Origin of the sequence: Vibrio cholerae ATCC 14035, assembly GCF_000621645.1 — a bacterium.
Lineage (GTDB): Bacteria > Pseudomonadota > Gammaproteobacteria > Enterobacterales > Vibrionaceae > Vibrio > Vibrio cholerae.
Window position 1 is genome coordinate 1 of record NZ_JHXR01000029.1, and the last position, 18,522, is coordinate 18,522.

Genomic DNA, 18,522 nt, shown 5'->3' on the forward strand with positions numbered 1-18,522 from the left:
TCTCGTAAGAGAAACCCTTGATTGATGCGTTGGGAAAACGTCAGTTAAGTCTTTTCAAAATTGAAAAGAAAAACACCCTGGAGGGGTTCCCGAGTGGCCAAAGGGAGCAGACTGTAAATCTGCCGGCTCCGCCTTCGATGGTTCGAATCCGTCCCCCTCCACCATATTCTCTCGTAAGAGAAACCCTTGATTGATGCGTTGGGAAAACGTCAATTAAGTCTTTTCAAAACTGAAAAGAAAAATACCCTGGAGGGGTTCCCGAGTGGCCAAAGGGAGCAGACTGTAAATCTGCCGGCTCCGCCTTCGATGGTTCGAATCCGTCCCCCTCCACCATATACAGAAAGCCAGCTCATCGAGCTGGCTTTTTTGTTAGCTAAGCATTTTGCTGACCAAACTCAAGGTTGAGAAAATAATCCATCCCTTGTCACCCACCCTGTCTATTTTCACTACCTATATTTTCCACTCTCCATAAAAAAGCCCCGACGATGCGGGGCTGAAAAGTGATTGAATCCTATAGGGGTGACTCAATCAGGATGATGCGTGTTTCGTATGGACGTAACACTTGGTGCGCCAACACGCGCTGTAATTCAATACCCGGATAGTTGCCTAGCAAGTAGAGCGCATCATCGAGCGGTAATTCTGGCAGAACGCATTCGGCTTCGTGACCGTAATAGTTATTCAAACAGATCAACACTTGTTTCTGATTACGACGCTGATAAGCAAAAATCTCTTTATGCTCAGGCAACAAGTCGGTGTAATCACCGTCCGTAATCACCGCCACTTTCTTACGTAGCGATAGCAAACGACGGTAGAAATAGAACACCGAATGCGGGTCTTCTAACGCGGCCTGTGCATTGATTTCAGGATAGTTATGCGCCACTTCAATCCAAGGTTCTCCACGAGTAAATCCAGCGTTGAGACTGGCATCCCACTGCATTGGCGTGCGTGAATTATCACGAGATTTTTGCGCCAAAATCGCCAGCATGTCACTTTCAGAGACACCTTGTTGCTGCACCATGATTTGGTGAATGTTGATGCTTTCCACATCGCGATACTGCTTGATCGACGTAAAGCCAGGGTTGGTCATTCCAATCTCTTCACCTTGGTAGATATAAGGTGTGCCTTGCATTAGGTGAATGGTGGCCGCCAGCATTTTGGCTGACTCAACTCGGTACTGCTGATCATCACCTAAACGGCTCACAATTCGCGGCTGATCATGGTTACACCAAAACAGCGCGCCCCATCCTTTGCCATTCAGCCCCGTTTGCCAATGATTGAAAATTTGCTTGAGTTGCAGAAAATCAAACGGCGCTTTCGTCCACTTTTCGCCATTCGGATAATCGACTTTCAAATGATGGAAATTAAACACCATAGAAAGCTCTCGACCATCGAGCGCAGAATATTGTTGGCAATGTTCTAAGGTGGTTGAAGACATTTCGCCGACGGTTACGCTGCCATAACGCTGGAAAACATCACGGCTGATCTCTTGCAGATACTCATGCACTCTTGGGCCATCGGTGTAAAAACGACGACCATCACCGATGTCATCATTGGTAAAATCTTGTTGCTTGGAAATGAGGTTAATCACGTCAAGTCGGAAGCCATCGACACCTTTTTCAGCCCAAAATCCGATGATGTTTTTTACTTCTTCTCGAACTTGCGGATTTTCCCAGTTCAAATCGGCCTGCTCTTTGGCAAACAGATGCAAATAATACTCACCGGTCGCTTCATCCAGCGCCCACGCACTCCCGCCAAATTTGGATTGCCAGTTGTTCGGCACACCACCGTTAACCGGCTTACGCCAAATATAGTAATCACGGTAAGGGCTATTGCGATCGCCCAATGCAGATTGGAACCAAGCGTGTTCGGTTGAGGTGTGGTTAACCACGATATCCATGATGATGCGCATACCACGACGATGGGCTTCTTTCAGCAGTTGTTCGAAATCTTGCATCGTGCCAAAGTCTGGATTAATCGCGTAATAATCGGCAATGTCATACCCATTATCGACCATAGGCGATTGATAAATCGGCGTCAGCCAAATCGCTTCAATCCCAAGCTTTTGCAAATAATCGAGCTTGCTGATAATGCCTTGCAGATCGCCCACGCCCTTCGCGCCACTATCGCAAAAACTTTTCGGATAAATTTGATAAATTGCAGCGGTTTTCCACCAAGGCATGGATTGGGTTGAGCTACTCATACTACTCTCACTTACTCAAAAAAATTGACTCAAAAACAGAGAAAGGAGTGGCGTAAACCACTCCTCAATCGGGTAGAGATTAGGCAGCCGAAACGGCCAGTTTGCCTGAACTCTGTGCGCGCTTGTACATCAGCAGAGTCAATGCTGCGGGTACCAAAATCGCAATTAGCATGGCGACGAGGTAAATACTCCAAAACTGCGGCTGAATCGAGAGAATACCCGGCAAGCCGCCGACACCGATACCATTGGCCATTACACCTGCGCTACCACAGACTGCGGCAGCCAAAGCACTGCCGATCATTGCGCTCAGCATAGGGAATTTGTATTTAAGGTTGATACCGTACATCGCAGGTTCAGTTACACCAAGGTAAGCGGAAATCGCCGCCGGTACAGAAATGTCCCGTTCGCCCTGCTTTTTACTGATGATAATGATGCCCACTACTGCCGATGCTTGCGCAATGTTAGATAGCGCGATCAATGGCCAAATCGGCGTACCACCAAGCTCTTGCATCAGCTGCAGATCCACCGCGTTAGTGGTGTGGTGAATGCCGGTAATCACGAGAGGAGCATACATGAAGCCAAACAGCGTCGAACCAATCACCGCGAAATCACCCGTCATTGCCGCTTTCGCTGCAAATGCCACACCATCACCAATCACGCGACCAAATGGGCCGATGAAGGCGTGAGCAAGCACCACTGACACAATGATTGATACAAACGGCACCACTACCAGATAGAGGTAAGAAGGCACCACACGTCTTAAATTATTTTCAATAAAGGCTAATGCCACACCAGCCAAGATAGCGGGGATAACCTGAGCTTGGTAACCCACTTTTTCAATCGCAAACAGCCCGAAATCCCATACTTCTGGCACTTCTTTACCGATCAGGTAAGCGTTCATCAATTGCGGAGAAACCTGTGTTACCCCAAGGGTAATACCGAGGATTGGGGTACCGCCAAGTTTTTTCACGGTTGACCAGCAGACACCGACAGGTAAGAAGAAGAAAATCGCTTCGCCAATCAGCCACAAGAACGCATGAACCGATGCCCAAAACTGACTGATTTCAGTCAGCGTTTTGCCATCAAACATGCGAATGTCACCTATCACATTACGAAAACCGAGGATCAAACCACCGGTGATGATCGCAGGCAGCAGTGGCACAAAAATTTCAGCCAAATGGGAAATACCACGCTCTAGCACATTCATGTTTTGACGCGCTGCGACTTTGGCATCGTCTTTGGAAACGGCTTGTTTCCCGGTTTGTTCCAGCAGCATTTTGTACACTTGATCAACTTCAGTGCCAATGACTACCTGAAATTGCCCCGCATTGGTAAAGCAGCCCTTTACCATGCTCAGCGCTTCCAAACCCGCCTTGTCAGCCTGCTCTGGCTGATTCAGCACAAAGCGTAAGCGTGTCAAACAGTGAGTAACGCTCGCAATATTGCTTTCGCCTCCCACCAATTCGATAAGACGCGTCACGTCTTGTTTCGCTATCTTGCTCATATCCTCGTCCACCCTATTGAATTATTATCATTGCAGCAATTGGGAACAGTCCCAAATCAATTGGTGCGATATTGACACAATGCATAACAGATAAAAATGGGAACAATCCCATTAATTAAATGGGATCACACTGTGCGTTATTTATGCGTCAATTTAGTGTAGTAAAAAGAGAGGCAAAATCACGAAAGTGGCGAAAAAGCCACTGATGAGGAGCCGAATGAAAGCACCGAATTAAAGAAAGAATAGGCTTAGCGTGACACTGGCATTTGGGTCAAATGCACACAGCCATGGTCAGAGCCGCATAGCTGCTCAATCAGCAGATCTGCCGCCAGTTTTCCGGCCTCACGATAACCAGGATCGACACTGAATATGTTCGGAAACAGGAAAGAGAGCAACTCATTACCACCCACCCCCGTCACCACTACGTCATCTCGCTGCAGCTCTTGCAAACGCTTAATCACACCGAGCGCCAAAGTATCACTCGCGCACACAATCGCTTGGGTTTGCTCAGTCAGCACTTTATCTACCAGCAGATAAGCACTTTCATGATGCAGTTGTCCGGTTTGGTAATTCGCCACAATCTCATGCTCAACACACCAATTGAGATAGGCGTTGAGCCGCTGCTCACCCGTGGTTTTGTCACGTGGGTCGACCCCAATGAAGGCAATATCGCGTAACTGTTTTTGTGCCAAATGCTGCAGCGCACGCTCAATCACCCCAGCATTGTCATAATTGATAGAGGAAATCTCATCACTGTGCATGGCCAAGAGTACACAGCGGTGCTGCCAACTGAGCAAGGCATCATGATCGATATCGGTAAAGCCAAACACAATGACGCCATCCACTTGCCGCTTGGCGAGCACTTTTAAGTGAGCATTGGTTTTTTCGCGGCTAAATTGGCTTTCCATGATCACCACATCGTAGCCGTGAGCATAGAAAGCTTGCAGCATAGTACTGACTGCTTTGTTTTCAGAAGGGGAATCCAGACGTGAAATAATGATGCCCACGACTTTCTGACTACCACCACGCATGGTTTGTGCCGATTTAGAGGGCACATACCCCGACTCTGCAATCACCTGCTCTACTTTAGCGCGGGTTTCAGGCTTCACTTTAGGATCATTGGTTAACACGCGCGAAACGGTAGATTTACCGACGCCTGAGAGTCTAGCAATGTCTAAAATAGTCAGTTTTCGATTCATGCGTTTGTATTGGTATTCATTGATAAGAAAAGAATGAGCGGTCAATAAGGCCACTGACGCGACCTTATTTTTTCACTCGCAGTAGATAATGAGGCACATCGCGAATGCTATCGAGCACCACGGTCGCTAAGGCTTCACCTTGCTCTGTGATTGGCTTACCGGTGCGCACCAAAATCTTAGTGCCTACACCCGCCGCTTCAGCTGCCATCATATCTTCGGCTTTATCACCGACCATCACCGAATTGGCCATGTCGATGTTCAGGAAATCGCGCGCCGAGAGAAACATGCCCGGCTTAGGTTTGCGGCAATCACACTCTTCTTTGTATTGCCCAATGCCATGTTCAGCATGGTGCGGACAATAATAGATACCATCAAACTCAACGCCATTATCGGCAAAGTTCCAGTCCATCCACTGGGTGAGAGAAATGAAACGCTCTTCGCTAAATTTGCCACGCGCAATACCGGATTGGTTGGTAACCAGCACCAACAAATACCCCATACGCTGCAAAGCCGCAGTCGCTTCAAATACACCTTCAATAAATTGGAAATCGTGCTCATCATGCACGTAACCATGATCGACGTTGATCACGCCATCACGATCAAGAAATACGGCGGGTTTGGCCAAAATGCTGTCTCTTTCAAGTCACTTTGCGCGAATTATTGCACGCTTTATTTTTTTCATCACTATCTATATTTTTTTCGTCACTATCTAATAACCTTCTCGTCTAATCACTCATAACCATTTAGACGTCTAGACGTAAAAATATCTATTGACTTAAACTCAGCAAGCCCATAGCATCGACTACCAATTGAGGAAGAGGCCAACAGATTATTCTGCCTCGAGCAGTACAGGGTTGCACATGATTGAGATTAAAAGCGTAAATAAGGTGTTCTATCAGGGGGATAAACAAATCCACGCCCTGAAAGACATCAATTTATTCATTCCACAGGGTACGATTTTTGGGGTGATTGGCTCATCCGGTGCCGGAAAAAGTACGCTGATCCGTTGTGTCAACATGCTAGAAAAACCGACCAGCGGCCAAGTGATTGTCGATGGTGTAGATCTCACCACGCTCAGTAATCCACAACTGTGCGCAGCCCGCCGTAACATAGGTATGATTTTCCAGCATTTTAATCTGCTTTCATCACGCACTGTGTTTGAAAACGTAGCTCTGCCACTTGAGTTAGCGGGTCAATCACAACAGCATATCGAAACGAAAGTGACTGAATTGCTGACCCTAGTTGGTCTCTCTGAGAAAAGAGAGAGCTACCCGGCGAATCTGTCAGGCGGCCAGAAGCAACGTGTCGCGATTGCCCGCGCTTTGGCAAGCGATCCCAAAGTCTTGCTGTGTGATGAAGCCACCAGCGCGCTGGATCCAGCAACGACTCAGTCAATTTTAGAACTGCTTAAAGAGATTAACCGTCAGCTTAACCTGACCATTTTGCTGATTACCCATGAAATGGATGTGGTGAAAAGCATCTGTCACGAAGTGGCGATCATTGGTGGCGGTGAGCTGGTTGAGAAAGGCACGGTCGGCGATATTTTTGCCCACCCGAAAACCGAGTTGGCACATCAATTCATCCGCTCAACGTTGGATTTATCGATTCCTGAAGATTACCAAGTGCGCTTACAGCCAACTCGCGTGGCAGGCAGCTACCCACTGGTGCGTTTGGAATTTACCGGCGCTACCGTGGATGCACCGCTGATGACGCAAATTGCTCGCAAATACAACATTGATGTCAGCATTCTTAGCTCAGATCTGGATTACGCCGGCGGCGTGAAGTTTGGCATGATGGTCGCTGAAATTTTTGGTAATGCCGACGATGATGAAGCCGCGATTCGTTATCTGCGCGAAAACAACGTTAAAGTAGAGGTGCTGGGTTATGTCCTTTAATACGATTGCACAATGGTTTGCACTCAATAGTGACCTACTGTTAACCGCCACATGGCAAACACTGTATATGGTCGCGATTGCCGGTGCGGTGGGTTTTGCGCTCGGGATTCCGCTAGGAGTGATTCTCCATACCACCAAAAAAGAGGGCTTACTGGAAAACCTACCGCTGAACCGTGCGCTCGGCGCCGTGGTTAACATCGGTCGCTCGGTACCCTTTTTGGTGTTGATGGTCGCCATCATTCCTGTCACCAAACTGATTGTCGGCACTTTTATCGGTACCACTGCGGCCATTGTGCCACTCACGATTGGGGCGATTCCGTTTGTAGCGCGCCTGATTGAGAGTGCGCTGCTTGAAGTGCCAACCGGCTTAGTGGAAGCGGCGCAATCTATGGGTGCGACGCCACTACAAATCATTCGTAAGGTACTGCTGCCTGAAGCGCTACCGACGATTTTAAACTCAGTCACGATTACTCTCGTGACACTGGTCAGCTACTCAGCCATGGCGGGTACCGTTGGCGGTGGTGGTCTGGGCGATGTGGCGATCCGCTATGGATTCCACCGTTACGACATCACCATCATGGCGGTCACTGTGGTCATGCTGATTGTGCTGGTACAAATTATTCAATCCATCGGCGATGCGTTGGTACGCCGCGTCGATCATCGATAAGCAAAACAAAAGCCTTTTTTGAACAAGGGGTTCATCATGAAGTTTAGCCTGAAAAGTTTACTGACTATCGCTGCTGCAGCCTCAACCCTAATTTTGGTCGGCTGCGGTGAAAAAGCCGTAGATAACAACAAAGTGAAAATTGGTGTTATGGCGGGTGCGGAAGCACAAGTGGCAGAAGTGGCAGCCAAAGTGGCTAAAGAAAAATACAATCTGGATGTCGAACTGGTGACTTTTACCGATTACGTAACACCAAACGCGGCATTGGATGACGGTTCTATCGATGCGAACGCATTCCAACACAAACCTTATCTGGATAAGCAAATCGCCGATCGTGGTTACAAGCTAGCGATCGTTGGCAACACCTTTGTTTACCCGATCGCGGGCTACTCAAAACAGATCAAATCGGTTGATGAACTACAAGATGGCGCGCGCATTGCGGTTCCAAACGATCCAACTAACCTAGGTCGCTCACTGCTGCTGTTGCAACAACAAGGTCTGCTCAAACTGCGTGAAGATGTTGGCCTACTGGCAACCGTACGTGACATCGTTGAAAATCCGAAGAAACTTGAGATTCTCGAATTGGATGCTGCGCAGCTACCACGTTCACTGGATGATGTGGCTCTGTCTATCATCAATACCACTTACGCGAGCTCAATCAACCTGACCCCAGAAAAAGATGGCATCTTCGTTGAAAACAAAGAGTCACCTTACGTCAATATTTTGGTTGCCCGTGAAGCAAACGTGAACGCCGAAAACGTACAAAACTTCAAGAAAGCCTACCAAACCGATGAAGTCGCTAAAGCCGCGTCTGAAATCTTCCAAGGTGGCGCAGTAAAAGGTTGGTAATCGCCATTTCTAATGGTCTTCCCGCTTTAAAACAGAAAAGGTTGGCGCTACGCCAACCTTTTTTATTACTGAGTGCTTTGAATACGAATAGAGAAAAGATGAATGCGGGGGCATGAAGGTGCATCCAGCACTCTATTTCAAGTGATCCCAAGAAATATTGGAGACAATTCGGCACGGCTCACAACGGAAATGGAAGATGTCGTGCAGTGGCTCATCCAATAACCACTCTCCGCCGCACTTAGGGCAAGGGCGCGCTTTTTCTTGCGCAAGGCTACTGCCACCAACCCGATACTGATAGTAATAGGTTGGCACTTGAGTCAAAAATTCAATCCGGCCACGCAGATCCCAACCTCGTCGGAACAAATCACTATCCACATCGCAAATCTCATGCAGCGCAGCATGCTCCGCTTTGCACGCTCCGGCCATTTGCAATTCATCACACGCTTGCCATTCAGTTTGCCATTTGATCACCGCTTTGTGATCACCATTAAAAGTCGGCGGATTACGATACAGAGGAATAGGCAACAGACTTTCACCGCTGCGCAGTGGTGAACACGTGTGCACATAGGTGGTGTATAGCACCTGCCAACTCGGCATTTCCACTTCTGCGGCTTGTTCTGAGTTGATGTCTAACCCCAGAATGCGAACTTTCGGCGCGAGCAAACTGGCCTCACTTAAACGGCTCACACAAGCTTCAACGTATTCGGAATGAAATTTCGGGTGCAGGCTCTCTTTTTCAGGACAGACGGCGCGCACGTAAAACACTCCGTCACCGAGCACAATCGGGAACTCACGCCCCAATACTTGTCCGTTATAGCGCAGCGCATCCATCAAGCCGTTGATGGCTTTATCCACGGCGCTGATGGTGGTGTTATCAAAACACTCAAACTCCAACTCAACCACGTACATCTCAATTCACCTTTGGTTCAAGCTGTTCTAAAAACGTCTCAAGATCGGCAGTCAATACTTCACGCTGCGCTGTCCCTAATTTCTCGAGGATCACATTACCACTCAGGTTACACACTGAAACCACTGCCATTTCATCCTCGGTTGTGGCGATAAATACGGTTGGCTTTTGCTTTAAGCGGCGCTGCATCACCAAATGCCCCAAGATGTTTTCCTGCAGGCGGGTGAAATCGTCTTCACTCCATACTTGCAGCAAAGTCAGCTCTCGGCCTCGCCACTGCGCAGGCATATCAGCACTAAACTGGCTGGCGTAAAATGCTTTAATATCCTCGTGCAGCGTGAGCTCAATCGCCCGCTCGACATTACTGAAATCTGCCCAAACCTCACGATTGATGGGACGCCAGCGCACCACATCGGTCAGCGCTTCGACCACACAAGGCGAAGCCAGTCCCAATAATTCATCATTTTCCGGTAATTGGCAGGTTTGCTGGGCACAATGTTGTAGAAAACGCTGACTGAATGCACTCAAGGCTTGCACTACGCTTTGCGTCATAATCATCTCCATGTTGAGTTTGCGCCGCCTCGTTAATGACACTGGCACTGGGATTGCGTAAAATTCTGCACATTCTAATTGAATCGACTGAAAAACATGAGCAAATATTCCGATGCCAAAGAGCTGGCAAGCTTAACTCTGGGTAAAAAAACCGAGTACGCCAACCAGTATGACCCAAGCTTACTGCAACCTGTGCCACGCAGCTTGAACCGCAATGATCTGCATCTTAGCGCGACTCTGCCTTTTCAAGGCTGCGATATTTGGACGCTGTATGAGCTCTCTTGGCTCAATCAGAAAGGCCTGCCCCAAGTGGCGATCGGAGAAGTGTCGATTCCAGCGACCAGTGCCAATTTGATCGAATCCAAATCGTTCAAGCTCTATCTCAACAGCTATAATCAGACTCGTTTTGCATCTTGGGATGAAGTGCAAACGCGCTTAGTGCACGATCTTTCGGCCTGCGCGGGTGAAACCGTGACCGTAAAAGTCAAACCACTGAGTGATTACACCGCAGAGCCGATAGTGACCATGCAAGGCGAGTGCATTGATGATCAAGATATTGAAATCGCTAACTACGAGTTTGATGATGCCTTGCTGCAAGGTGCAGCACAGGGTGAAGAAGTCAGCGAAGTACTGCACAGCCATTTGCTTAAATCGAACTGCCTAATCACCAATCAACCCGACTGGGGGAGCGTCGAAATTGCGTATCACGGCGCTAAGATGAATCGTGAAGCCTTACTGCGTTATCTTGTCTCTTTCCGTGAGCATAATGAGTTTCATGAGCAGTGTGTTGAGCGTATTTTCACCGACATTATGCGCTACTGCCAGCCACAGAGTTTGACCGTGTATGCGCGTTATACTCGACGCGGTGGCTTAGACATTAACCCATTCCGCTCCAGCCACCAGTCAGCACCGAACCATAATCAACGCATGGCGCGACAATAAGGATAAGACTTAGGATGAGATTTCTGCGCTGGATAACCATAGCGACTTTACTACTGACTTCAAGTTGGGCTCAGGCCACGATTTACTCTTCACCTATGCTCAATGAAGCTAGCGGCTTGGTCGAGGTCTCACCCTTACAAGCAAAAAAAATGGCGCAGCAGTACCTTAATGAGCGCCATTTAGCCGAGAAACAGGAAAAACACCCCGCCACAATTGCTCGAGATGAAGCCGACAGCCGGACACGCACACCCGGCAGTACGGTCGATGCCTTGATGATTTTGGCGCTCGCCTTGGATAATCTTGGTGAACATGAACAAGCGCAACAGATTTTGCGCGATGCCAATGCACTGACTGAACAATACCAACTCCCCTATCTACACCTCGATGTGCAAATCCTTAGCACTCGTCTTATTTGGCAAAAAGAGGGTGATGCACAGGCCGCGCGCGAAAGAATACAGAAGATCAATGAGCAGTATCAGGTGATCGAAAATGCCGATCAAATCGCCAAAGGCATTGATTACAAACTTACGTTACTCAGTGCCGAAATCGCCTCAAAAGCCAATGAGCTTGAATTGGCCGATAAGCTGTTTGCCAAGGCCAAACCCTATCTTGACACCTTACAAAACGAAAAACCGGCCATTGAGTATCACCTAACCTTAGGTGAGCACAATCTTAGCCATGGACGTTATAACCTGGCGCTTTCCGAATTGCTGATCGCCTACTGGAGTGCTATTGAGAACAACGCCGGCGTACTGTTAGCGCAAGCAAACACACTGCTAGGCAAACTGTTTTTCAATCGCCAAGTGTTAGATAAAGCACTCGATCACTTCTCACAAGCGGCAGACTTTTATGGCCGCTACGAACAATCGCCATTTTTATCTGCTGTTCTCAAACAAATGGGTGATGTCTACTACCAGCAAGGCAAATATAACTTAGCTTTGGTGCATTATTTCAATGTGATTGACCATCAAAATAATCAATCGTCACTCAGTGATGAAATTGAAATTCGCATCAATCTCTCCGCTACCTATTTACAACTCTACAACTACCCCGTTGCTGAGCAGTATTTAACCAGCGCTGAAGAGCTATTAGGAATGGCTGATATTCCTCGTTTAAATGGGCACGCCGCCTTACTGCATTCAGGGTTGGCTTATTATCAAGAAATAAATCAGGATATCGTTCGTTATGCAGAAATGGCACTGCATATTGGTCAATCGATTCAAGATGACGAACTTCAAGAGCAAGCTTACCGTTTACTTTCTCTCGGTTATGAAAGAACCGGCTCAGCCGCCAAAGCGCTAGACAATTTTAAAAAGAGTCAGGTTCTCGCCCAAAAACGACAAAATAAGCTTAACCAAATCAGTGAAGATGCATTTCGTCAGCAACGGGAGTTTATTGAACAGACCTTGCATTTAGTTGGACAAGAAAAACAGCTGCAAGAGACCAACAATCAATTCAGCCAATTACGTAAAGTGGCTTTGTTTTTACTGAGCATTAGCTTAGTACTTTTTCTGATTACTTTGCGACGCGGTTATCTTATTCAAGGCTTTCAAGATCAAATCTCTGAGTTGCATGACACTTTATTTACTCATTCGAGATCGCGCCTAAGCAATCTACGCATGCTGAATGCGAAGTTACCCAGTTCATTAGAAAACAGTAACCGTAACTATGAACAGTGGCAGCTAGGGGAGCTCATTCGTCAACCGCTCAACGATAGACTGCGTTTTGTGCTGATCGATATTCCTTTCATGCGCAACATGTATCTACAAAATGGTTATACCGCCGGTTTAGAATTAGAGCGCGCTTTTGGTAAATTTCTTAAAACTAAAATAAAAGAACCCGATCGGTTGTACCATTTTTCAGATGCAAGCTTGTTGTATATCGAAAAAAATGGCAGCGAGCGAAGTGAACCAGAAATATTATTCAACCAGATTCAATCTTGGCTGAATGATTTTGCACCAGAAAGAAAAATAAACCGAATAGTTCGAATTGGTATTGCCGATTACCCATTTTTACCGCGGGCTTATACCGCCATCAATGATAAAGAATTGTTGGATATTTTGTTGATGGCAACCAATATCGCCAGAGAGTTAAGCTTGAGTGAAGGCCAAAGTCATTGGGTCTATTTTAAAGCGATTGATAATGCCCCAGCCGCCAGCTTTGCTTCGGAAAATATTCGACTTTCTTGTAAACAAGCAATAAATCAAGGGCTGATCAAAGTTCACTCTTCTTATAAGAATGAGGACAACATCAAAAAACTCTTAAAAGATGGATAAATGCTGCCCAGTCGGCATAAACACTGGGTGACGCCAGCAAAATATTTGTTATTATCGACAAATCAATAAATAGGATCAGGATTGATCCTCAACTATCCAGTTTGTTGTACATGGGCGTTCTAGAACAAGATATCCAAGCAGAGCTTCAAAAACTGAAATCTCAGTTAGAACAAGTACGTTTGACACAAAGGGATACTTCGTTCAAATTTAACCGAGAGCAGCAAGTTCTTAAACGAATGGTCACTTCCTTGGCTACGACTTGCCGCGGCAGTAGCTCTCGACTAAACCAAAGTTTAGAAGAACTCTGTTTTGCATTAGAACAACAAAAAGACATCAGTACGCTGATCCCGAAATTAGCCGTACTGGAACGCATGTTGAAACAACAGTCATTGGCCATGGACAAACAAACGAGTCATCTGGATAGCCAGCTACAGCACAGTGGTGAAACGCTACTGCGCGTCCCCGGCTTACCCGCCAAGATCAAACGCGATCTTCGAGATCTGCTGAGTTTTAGCGCCGCACAGCCGCTGGAAAAAACTCAGCAAGCTTTGCGTTTGCTGGAAATTTATGAACGCGCGGTCAAAATTCAATGTGCCAATCCCAATTTGGCGCTCAATGAGCTTACTCAACAAGCGGATCGAGAACTGCTGCATCGACTTGCCGTTGATTTACAACACTTGATTACTGAGTTGGATTTCAATGGTGAATCGGGTGATCAACTGACCGATATCCGAACCAAGCTTCTGCTTGGCGTCAATACTCATACCCTGCTTGAGCTCACCCTTGAAGTGCTGCGTTTAGTCGTCGATGGAAGCCATGCTGAGCGCAAAGCAGCCGAAGCCTTTCTCGAGCAAGTGAATCTCTCGATTGGCAATAACCTAAAAAGCGCGACTCAAAATCTTGAGCAAAGCCAGAGTTACATGGCACACCGCCAAGAGATGAATGGCGAGCTGAGCAGTTTAGTGGCTCGTAGCCAGACCGCGCTCAAAGAACAGACGGAGCTAGAACAGCTCAAGCTGAAAATGGCGCCTTTACTGCGCGAGATGTCTTCACTTTCTGAACGCTTACTCTTAGCGGAGCAACGTGAGCAAGCCCTACTTGAGCGTATGCGCTATAGCAAAGATCAGATGGAAGCCCTGTCTGATTTGGCACAAGATTATCGTCGCCGCCTTGAAGATCAAGCATTGCGCGCGCAACTCGATCCTCTGACCAAAGTGTACAACCGCAGTAGCTTTACTGAGCGACTTGAACATGAGTATCGCCGCTGGATCCGTACGCAACACAATTTGCGGGTAGTGCTGTTTGATATTGATAAATTCAAATCGATCAACGACAGCTTTGGCTATACCGCAGGCGATAAGGCCTTAAGTATCATTGCTCGCACCATCAAAAAAGAATTACGAGACAGTGACACCGTGGCTCGCTTCTCTGGTGAAGAGTTCATTCTGTTACTGCCTGAACGCTCCGATAATGAGAGTTACCAGATTATTCACCAGATCCAGCTCAACGTGTCGAAACTACCGTTCAAGTTCCGCGATAAGAGCCTAACCATCACGCTGTCTGCGGCGAGTATCCGCTTCATGGATTCAGATACCCCCGAAACGGTTCTTGATCGTTTAAATCTGACGCTAAGTGAAGCCAAACATATCGGTCCAAGTCAGTTAGCTTGGAAATAACTGATTAATATTTAAGCTAATTAACTATTAATTTGTGCTCAATTTCACAATTACCCCCTCACTCTATTTTCTTACCTAACTAGATACCTCTAGATTGAAGCCAGATATATCAAGAGGTTATCACCCCCTTCTCTGGGTATCTCTGCTACTCTTGTTTTATAACAAATGCTCAACATCATGCTCTAGCATGGCCTCAACCTCAGGTTGAAGGAGGACACTATGATTATTCAAGTCAGCCCAGCCGGCAGTATGGATCTACTGTCACAACTCGAAGTCGAACGTCTGAAAAAGACCGCCTCGAGTGATCTCTACCAACTTTATCGCAATTGCAGCCTTGCCGTGTTGAACTCAGGTAGCCACACGGATAACTCGAAAGAGTTGCTCGATAAATATAAGAATTTCGATATCACCGTCATGCGCCGTGAACGCGGCATCAAACTTGAGCTGGCGAATCCCCCCGAACATGCCTTTGTCGATGGACAGATCATTAAAGGGATCCAAGAACACCTCTTTTCTGTGCTGCGCGATATTGTTTACGTCAATATGCATTTAGCCGATAGCCAGCGCCTTAACCTGACTAACGCGACGCACATAACTAACCTCGTGTTTGGTATTTTGCGCAATGCCGGAGCACTGATTCCCGGAGCGACACCCAATCTCGTTGTGTGCTGGGGTGGACACTCGATTAATGAAGTTGAGTACCAATACACTCGTGAAGTCGGCCATGAGCTCGGTTTACGTGAACTGAACATCTGTACTGGTTGTGGCCCCGGTGCGATGGAAGGCCCAATGAAAGGTGCGGCGGTCGGCCACGCCAAACAGCGTTATTCGGAATACCGCTACCTCGGATTGACCGAACCTTCAATTATTGCCGCCGAGCCGCCCAACCCTATCGTTAATGAGCTGGTGATCATGCCAGATATCGAAAAACGTTTGGAAGCGTTCGTGCGTATGGCACATGGCATCATCATTTTCCCCGGAGGTCCCGGTACGGCGGAAGAGCTACTGTATATCTTGGGCATTATGATGCACCCAGAAAACGCCGATCAGCCAATGCCTATTGTGCTGACAGGGCCAAAACAGAGTGAAGCGTATTTCCGCTCTTTGGATAAATTCATTACCGATACCTTGGGTGAAGCCGCTCGCAAGCATTACAGCATCGTCATCGATAATCCAGCGGAAGCGGCACGTATTATGAGTAATGCCATGCCACTGGTGCGCCAACATCGTAAAGATAAAGAAGATGCGTACAGTTTTAACTGGTCACTCAAAATTGAACCAGAATTCCAACTGCCGTTTGAGCCTAACCACGAGAGCATGGCGAACCTTGATTTGCACTTAAACCAACGCCCAGAAGTGCTTGCCGCCAACCTGCGTCGAGCCTTCTCTGGTGTTGTGGCAGGCAACGTCAAAGCGGAAGGGATCCGTGAAATTGAACGCCACGGTCCCTTTGAAATGCATGGTGACCCAGTGTTAATGAAAAAAATGGATCAGCTACTCAATGATTTCGTTGCCCAAAACCGGATGAAACTTCCAGGCGGCAGCGCATACGAGCCTTGCTATAAGATAGTGACTTAAACCTAAAGCCAATGTCTGCTCAAGCATGAAATCGTCGCTTGGGTAGTAATCTTGACGGATTTGATTACAATAAGGGCCTCACAAGCCCTTATTTTTTATGGTTTTTGGTTATGTTTCTTCATCTTGTCATTATTGATGCGCTTAATTTGATCCGCCGCGTTCACTCCGCGCAGACCGATCCCAACGACATCACCAGAACCGCGGAAACCACAACACGCACTCTGCAGCGCATCATTAATGAAGCGCTGCCCAGCCATATGATTGCGGTGTTTGATCATCATTTATCTGATCGTGGCTGGCGCGCTGAGTTACTCCCAACTTACAAAGCCAATCGCAAACCCATGCCAGACGTTTTGCAGCAAGGGCTAGATTCCATTCAAGATGCGTGGTGGCAACTGGGGATTGATTCGCTGTTATCGGAAGGCGATGAAGCGGACGATCTGGTTGCAACACTGGCTTGTAAAGTGGCGGCTCATCAAGAAAAAGTGACAATTATCTCGACCGATAAGGGCTACTGTCAGTTACTTTCTCCGACCTTACAAATCCGCGACTACTTTCAACAACGTTGGTTAGATGAGCCTTTTATCGCTCAGGAGTTTGGCGTTACTCCCGCACAATTAACCGACTATTGGGGATTAACGGGCGTCAGCTCAAGCCAAATTCCCGGCGTGGCCGGTATTGGCCCGAAAGCGGCGAAAGAGATTTTAAACCAGTTCTCGAGCATTGAAGAGGCGTATGCCAGCCCTGAACTACCGGCAAAGTATCGAAAAAAACTCGATCCTCACATTGAAATGGCGCGTATCTGTAAACAAGTCAGTGCCTTGAAAACGGACATCGAGCTTGGGTTTAACTTGCAAGATATCCGTTTTAACTCATCGTCCGCGGACTAAATCCCCTCTGATTAGGCATCACAACACAGACTACTGACTTTTCCACGCCGCGTAACTAAACCAGATCCAGCCTAAGATGAACATCACGCCACCAAAAGGCGTGATAGGACCAAACCACTTCACACCCGTGAGTGCGAGCGCGTACAAGCTACCGCTAAAACAGACGATCCCGACCAAGAAAAACTGTGCCGCGCGGCGAAAGCCTTTATGCGCGGCTTCATGGAGCGGCAGCAACAATAATACGCCGCACACGAGCAGAGCCAATGCATGGATAAATTGATACTGCACGCCCGTCTCAAACACACCGAGTAAATACGGGCTTAACATCTTTTTTAAACCGTGCGCCGCAAAGGCACCTAAACCCACCGCAACACCCGATAGCAAGCCCCCGAGAGCGAGTAAATACTTACTGTTCATCCTCTACCTCATAACCCGAATTTACTGGTTGTGCTTATGTTGCAAAATATCCACTTGCTCACTGCGCGCCTTTTTCAGCATCCAATCGCGGAAAGTGGCGATCCGTCCCATATCCGCCTGCTTTTCATGGCACACCACATAGAAGGCGTTATTGGTCATCAATACCTCATCAAAAGGAGCAATCAAGCGACCAGCATCAATTTCTGGTTGCGCTAACACGTTATTGCCTAACGCAACACCTTGCCCATGCGCAGCCGCTTGCAACACCATGGTTGAGTGACTGAAGATCGGCCCATGGTTAACATTAACGTTATCAAGGCCGTTCTCTTTAGCAAATTGTTTCCAGTCTTTACGCGAGGTATCGTGCAACAAGGTGTGATAAGCCAAATCGCTTAACTTCTCCATTGGCTTGTTACCCAGCAACAACGCCGGAGAACAGAGTGGGATCAAAAACTCCTGATACAATTTATCGGCACGCAAGCCCGGCCAACTACCTCGGCCATAATAAATCGCCACATCCACATCATCAGTCAGCGAACCTTCATCCATATCGACGGCCTTAATGCGCACGTCAATATCCGGCTCTTGCTGGTTAAAATCCGCCAAACGTGGCACTAACCATTGAATCGCAAAACTCGGCGGCAAACTAATGGTCAGCGCCCCTTTTTCACTGCGCTCAAGTAATTTATCGGTCGCTTCAGCTAATGAACTAAAAATATCTTTTATGTCGAGGAAATAACTTTGCCCTTCTTCGGTCAGCAATAAAGAGCGATTACGACGACGAAAGAGTTTCAAGCCTAAAAACTCTTCTAATGCTTTGATTTGGTGACTAACTGCGGCCTGTGTCACAAATAATTCTTCAGCAGCTCGGGTAAAACTCAAATGGCGAGCGGCCGCTTCAAACACTTTTAACGAATTAAGGGGAGGCAATCTTCTGGACATAGCGGTACTCGGTTAAAGATTAGTTTTTTTA

General features: G+C 47.4%; 16 protein-coding genes and 2 tRNA genes. 10 read left to right on the forward strand and 8 right to left on the reverse strand.

The genetic code is table 11. The features are described from left to right. The first annotated feature begins 79 nt into the window (after positions 1 to 79). Both T411_RS0113670 and T411_RS0113675 read left to right on the forward strand, forming a co-directional pair. Positions 80 to 164: transfer RNA gene (locus T411_RS0113670), tRNA-Tyr, on the forward strand. Between the two features lie 84 nt (positions 165 to 248). Then, positions 249 to 333, forward strand: a tRNA-Tyr gene (locus T411_RS0113675). Positions 334 to 511: 178 nt separating this feature from the next. On the opposite strand, the gene treC is transcribed toward T411_RS0113675, so the two are convergent. The 4 genes from treC to gmhB all read right to left on the reverse strand — a co-directional run bounded on the left by treC (position 512) and on the right by gmhB (position 5,528). Beyond that, positions 512 to 2,200: an alpha,alpha-phosphotrehalase gene (treC, locus tag T411_RS0113680; protein ID WP_000099341.1), complete on the reverse strand. Its 1,689-nt coding sequence runs from the start codon at positions 2,198 to 2,200 to the stop codon at positions 512 to 514. 79 nt (positions 2,201 to 2,279) lie between these two features. Then, positions 2,280 to 3,704: a PTS trehalose transporter subunit IIBC gene (treB, locus tag T411_RS0113685; RefSeq protein ID WP_000034058.1), complete on the reverse strand. Its 1,425-nt coding sequence runs from the start codon at positions 3,702 to 3,704 to the stop codon at positions 2,280 to 2,282. Positions 3,705 to 3,952: 248 nt separating this feature from the next. Further along, a complete protein-coding gene (treR, locus tag T411_RS0113690; RefSeq protein ID WP_001080438.1) occupies positions 3,953 to 4,903 on the reverse strand; it encodes a trehalose operon repressor TreR in 951 nt (316 codons plus the stop codon). A 64-nt stretch (positions 4,904 to 4,967) separates the two neighbouring features. Continuing rightward, the gene (gene gmhB / locus T411_RS0113695) at positions 4,968 to 5,528 is read right to left on the reverse strand and encodes a D-glycero-beta-D-manno-heptose 1,7-bisphosphate 7-phosphatase (RefSeq protein ID WP_001108094.1); all 561 of its coding nucleotides are present in this window, start codon (positions 5,526 to 5,528) and stop codon (positions 4,968 to 4,970) included. Positions 5,529 to 5,763: 235 nt separating this feature from the next. On the opposite strand from gmhB, the gene metN reads away from it, so the two are divergent. Genes metN through metQ form a run of 3 tightly spaced genes read left to right on the forward strand, consistent with a single transcriptional unit; the run spans position 5,764 to position 8,311 of the window. After that, positions 5,764 to 6,798, forward strand: a complete 1,035-nt coding sequence (gene metN, locus T411_RS0113700) for a methionine ABC transporter ATP-binding protein MetN (RefSeq protein ID WP_000569879.1) — start codon at positions 5,764 to 5,766, stop codon at positions 6,796 to 6,798. Continuing rightward, a complete protein-coding gene (locus T411_RS0113705) occupies positions 6,788 to 7,465 on the forward strand; it encodes a methionine ABC transporter permease (RefSeq protein WP_000009571.1) in 678 nt (225 codons plus the stop codon). Before metN ends, T411_RS0113705 begins: the two co-directional genes overlap by 11 nt. Before the next feature lie 36 nt (positions 7,466 to 7,501). After that, a complete protein-coding gene (gene metQ / locus T411_RS0113710) occupies positions 7,502 to 8,311 on the forward strand; it encodes a methionine ABC transporter substrate-binding lipoprotein MetQ (protein ID WP_000672709.1) in 810 nt (269 codons plus the stop codon). A gap of 132 nt (positions 8,312 to 8,443) precedes the next feature. Here the strand turns inward: metQ and T411_RS0113715 are convergent, their stop codons facing one another. Together T411_RS0113715 and syd are read right to left on the reverse strand one after the other, a co-directional pair. Next, on the reverse strand, positions 8,444 to 9,220 hold the full coding sequence (locus T411_RS0113715; protein ID WP_000289662.1) for a Zn-ribbon-containing protein: 777 nt from the start codon (positions 9,218 to 9,220) through the stop codon (positions 8,444 to 8,446). Between the two features lies 1 nt (position 9,221). Continuing rightward, positions 9,222 to 9,770, reverse strand: coding sequence for a SecY-interacting protein (syd, locus tag T411_RS0113720; RefSeq protein WP_000194657.1), 549 nt, complete (start codon positions 9,768 to 9,770; stop codon positions 9,222 to 9,224). A gap of 96 nt (positions 9,771 to 9,866) precedes the next feature. Between syd and queF the strand changes: the two genes are divergently transcribed. From queF to xni, 5 genes are all read left to right on the forward strand, one after another. Then, positions 9,867 to 10,712, forward strand: coding sequence for an NADPH-dependent 7-cyano-7-deazaguanine reductase QueF (gene queF, locus T411_RS0113725; protein WP_000049893.1), 846 nt, complete (start codon positions 9,867 to 9,869; stop codon positions 10,710 to 10,712). Positions 10,713 to 10,726: 14 nt separating this feature from the next. After that, positions 10,727 to 12,988, forward strand: a complete 2,262-nt coding sequence (locus T411_RS0113730; RefSeq protein ID WP_001211761.1) for a tetratricopeptide repeat protein — start codon at positions 10,727 to 10,729, stop codon at positions 12,986 to 12,988. Positions 12,989 to 13,098: 110 nt separating this feature from the next. Then, positions 13,099 to 14,664, forward strand: a complete 1,566-nt coding sequence (locus T411_RS0113735) for a GGDEF domain-containing protein (RefSeq protein WP_000538436.1) — start codon at positions 13,099 to 13,101, stop codon at positions 14,662 to 14,664. Positions 14,665 to 14,883: 219 nt separating this feature from the next. Next, positions 14,884 to 16,242 (forward strand): nucleotide 5'-monophosphate nucleosidase PpnN, encoded by a 1,359-nt coding sequence (ppnN, locus tag T411_RS0113740; protein WP_000586703.1) that lies wholly within the window; start codon positions 14,884 to 14,886, stop codon positions 16,240 to 16,242. A 110-nt stretch (positions 16,243 to 16,352) separates the two neighbouring features. Beyond that, entirely contained in the window at positions 16,353 to 17,132 is a 780-nt protein-coding gene (gene xni, locus T411_RS0113745) for a flap endonuclease Xni (protein WP_000478448.1), read from the forward strand. A 30-nt stretch (positions 17,133 to 17,162) separates the two neighbouring features. Here the strand turns inward: xni and T411_RS0113750 are convergent, their stop codons facing one another. Beyond that, positions 17,163 to 17,549: a DUF423 domain-containing protein gene (locus tag T411_RS0113750; RefSeq protein WP_001086372.1), complete on the reverse strand. Its 387-nt coding sequence runs from the start codon at positions 17,547 to 17,549 to the stop codon at positions 17,163 to 17,165. 21 nt (positions 17,550 to 17,570) lie between these two features. Next, on the reverse strand, positions 17,571 to 18,491 hold the full coding sequence (locus T411_RS0113755) for a transcriptional regulator GcvA (RefSeq protein WP_000091135.1): 921 nt from the start codon (positions 18,489 to 18,491) through the stop codon (positions 17,571 to 17,573). Positions 18,492 to 18,522 lie beyond the last annotated feature (31 nt).

Excerpts from the sequence above, each read along its gene's own strand:
- metQ (WP_000672709.1), top strand. The coding sequence starts at position 7,502 with ATGAAGTTTAGCCTGAAAAGTTTACTGACTATCGCTGCTGCAGCCTCA.
- treR (WP_001080438.1), bottom strand. The coding sequence starts at position 4,903 with ATGAATCGAAAACTGACTATTTTAGACATTGCTAGACTCTCAGGCGTC.
- T411_RS0113735 (WP_000538436.1), top strand. The coding sequence starts at position 13,099 with ATGGGCGTTCTAGAACAAGATATCCAAGCAGAGCTTCAAAAACTGAAA.
- T411_RS0113730 (WP_001211761.1), top strand. The coding sequence starts at position 10,727 with ATGAGATTTCTGCGCTGGATAACCATAGCGACTTTACTACTGACTTCA.
- T411_RS0113715 (WP_000289662.1), bottom strand. The coding sequence starts at position 9,220 with ATGTACGTGGTTGAGTTGGAGTTTGAGTGTTTTGATAACACCACCATC.
- syd (WP_000194657.1), bottom strand. The coding sequence starts at position 9,770 with ATGACGCAAAGCGTAGTGCAAGCCTTGAGTGCATTCAGTCAGCGTTTT.
- T411_RS0113755 (WP_000091135.1), bottom strand. The coding sequence starts at position 18,491 with ATGTCCAGAAGATTGCCTCCCCTTAATTCGTTAAAAGTGTTTGAAGCG.
- treB (WP_000034058.1), bottom strand. The coding sequence starts at position 3,704 with ATGAGCAAGATAGCGAAACAAGACGTGACGCGTCTTATCGAATTGGTG.
- queF (WP_000049893.1), top strand. The coding sequence starts at position 9,867 with ATGAGCAAATATTCCGATGCCAAAGAGCTGGCAAGCTTAACTCTGGGT.
- T411_RS0113750 (WP_001086372.1), bottom strand. The coding sequence starts at position 17,549 with ATGAACAGTAAGTATTTACTCGCTCTCGGGGGCTTGCTATCGGGTGTT.
- ppnN (WP_000586703.1), top strand. The coding sequence starts at position 14,884 with ATGATTATTCAAGTCAGCCCAGCCGGCAGTATGGATCTACTGTCACAA.
- metN (WP_000569879.1), top strand. The coding sequence starts at position 5,764 with ATGATTGAGATTAAAAGCGTAAATAAGGTGTTCTATCAGGGGGATAAA.
- xni (WP_000478448.1), top strand. The coding sequence starts at position 16,353 with ATGTTTCTTCATCTTGTCATTATTGATGCGCTTAATTTGATCCGCCGC.
- T411_RS0113705 (WP_000009571.1), top strand. The coding sequence starts at position 6,788 with ATGTCCTTTAATACGATTGCACAATGGTTTGCACTCAATAGTGACCTA.
- treC (WP_000099341.1), bottom strand. The coding sequence starts at position 2,200 with ATGAGTAGCTCAACCCAATCCATGCCTTGGTGGAAAACCGCTGCAATT.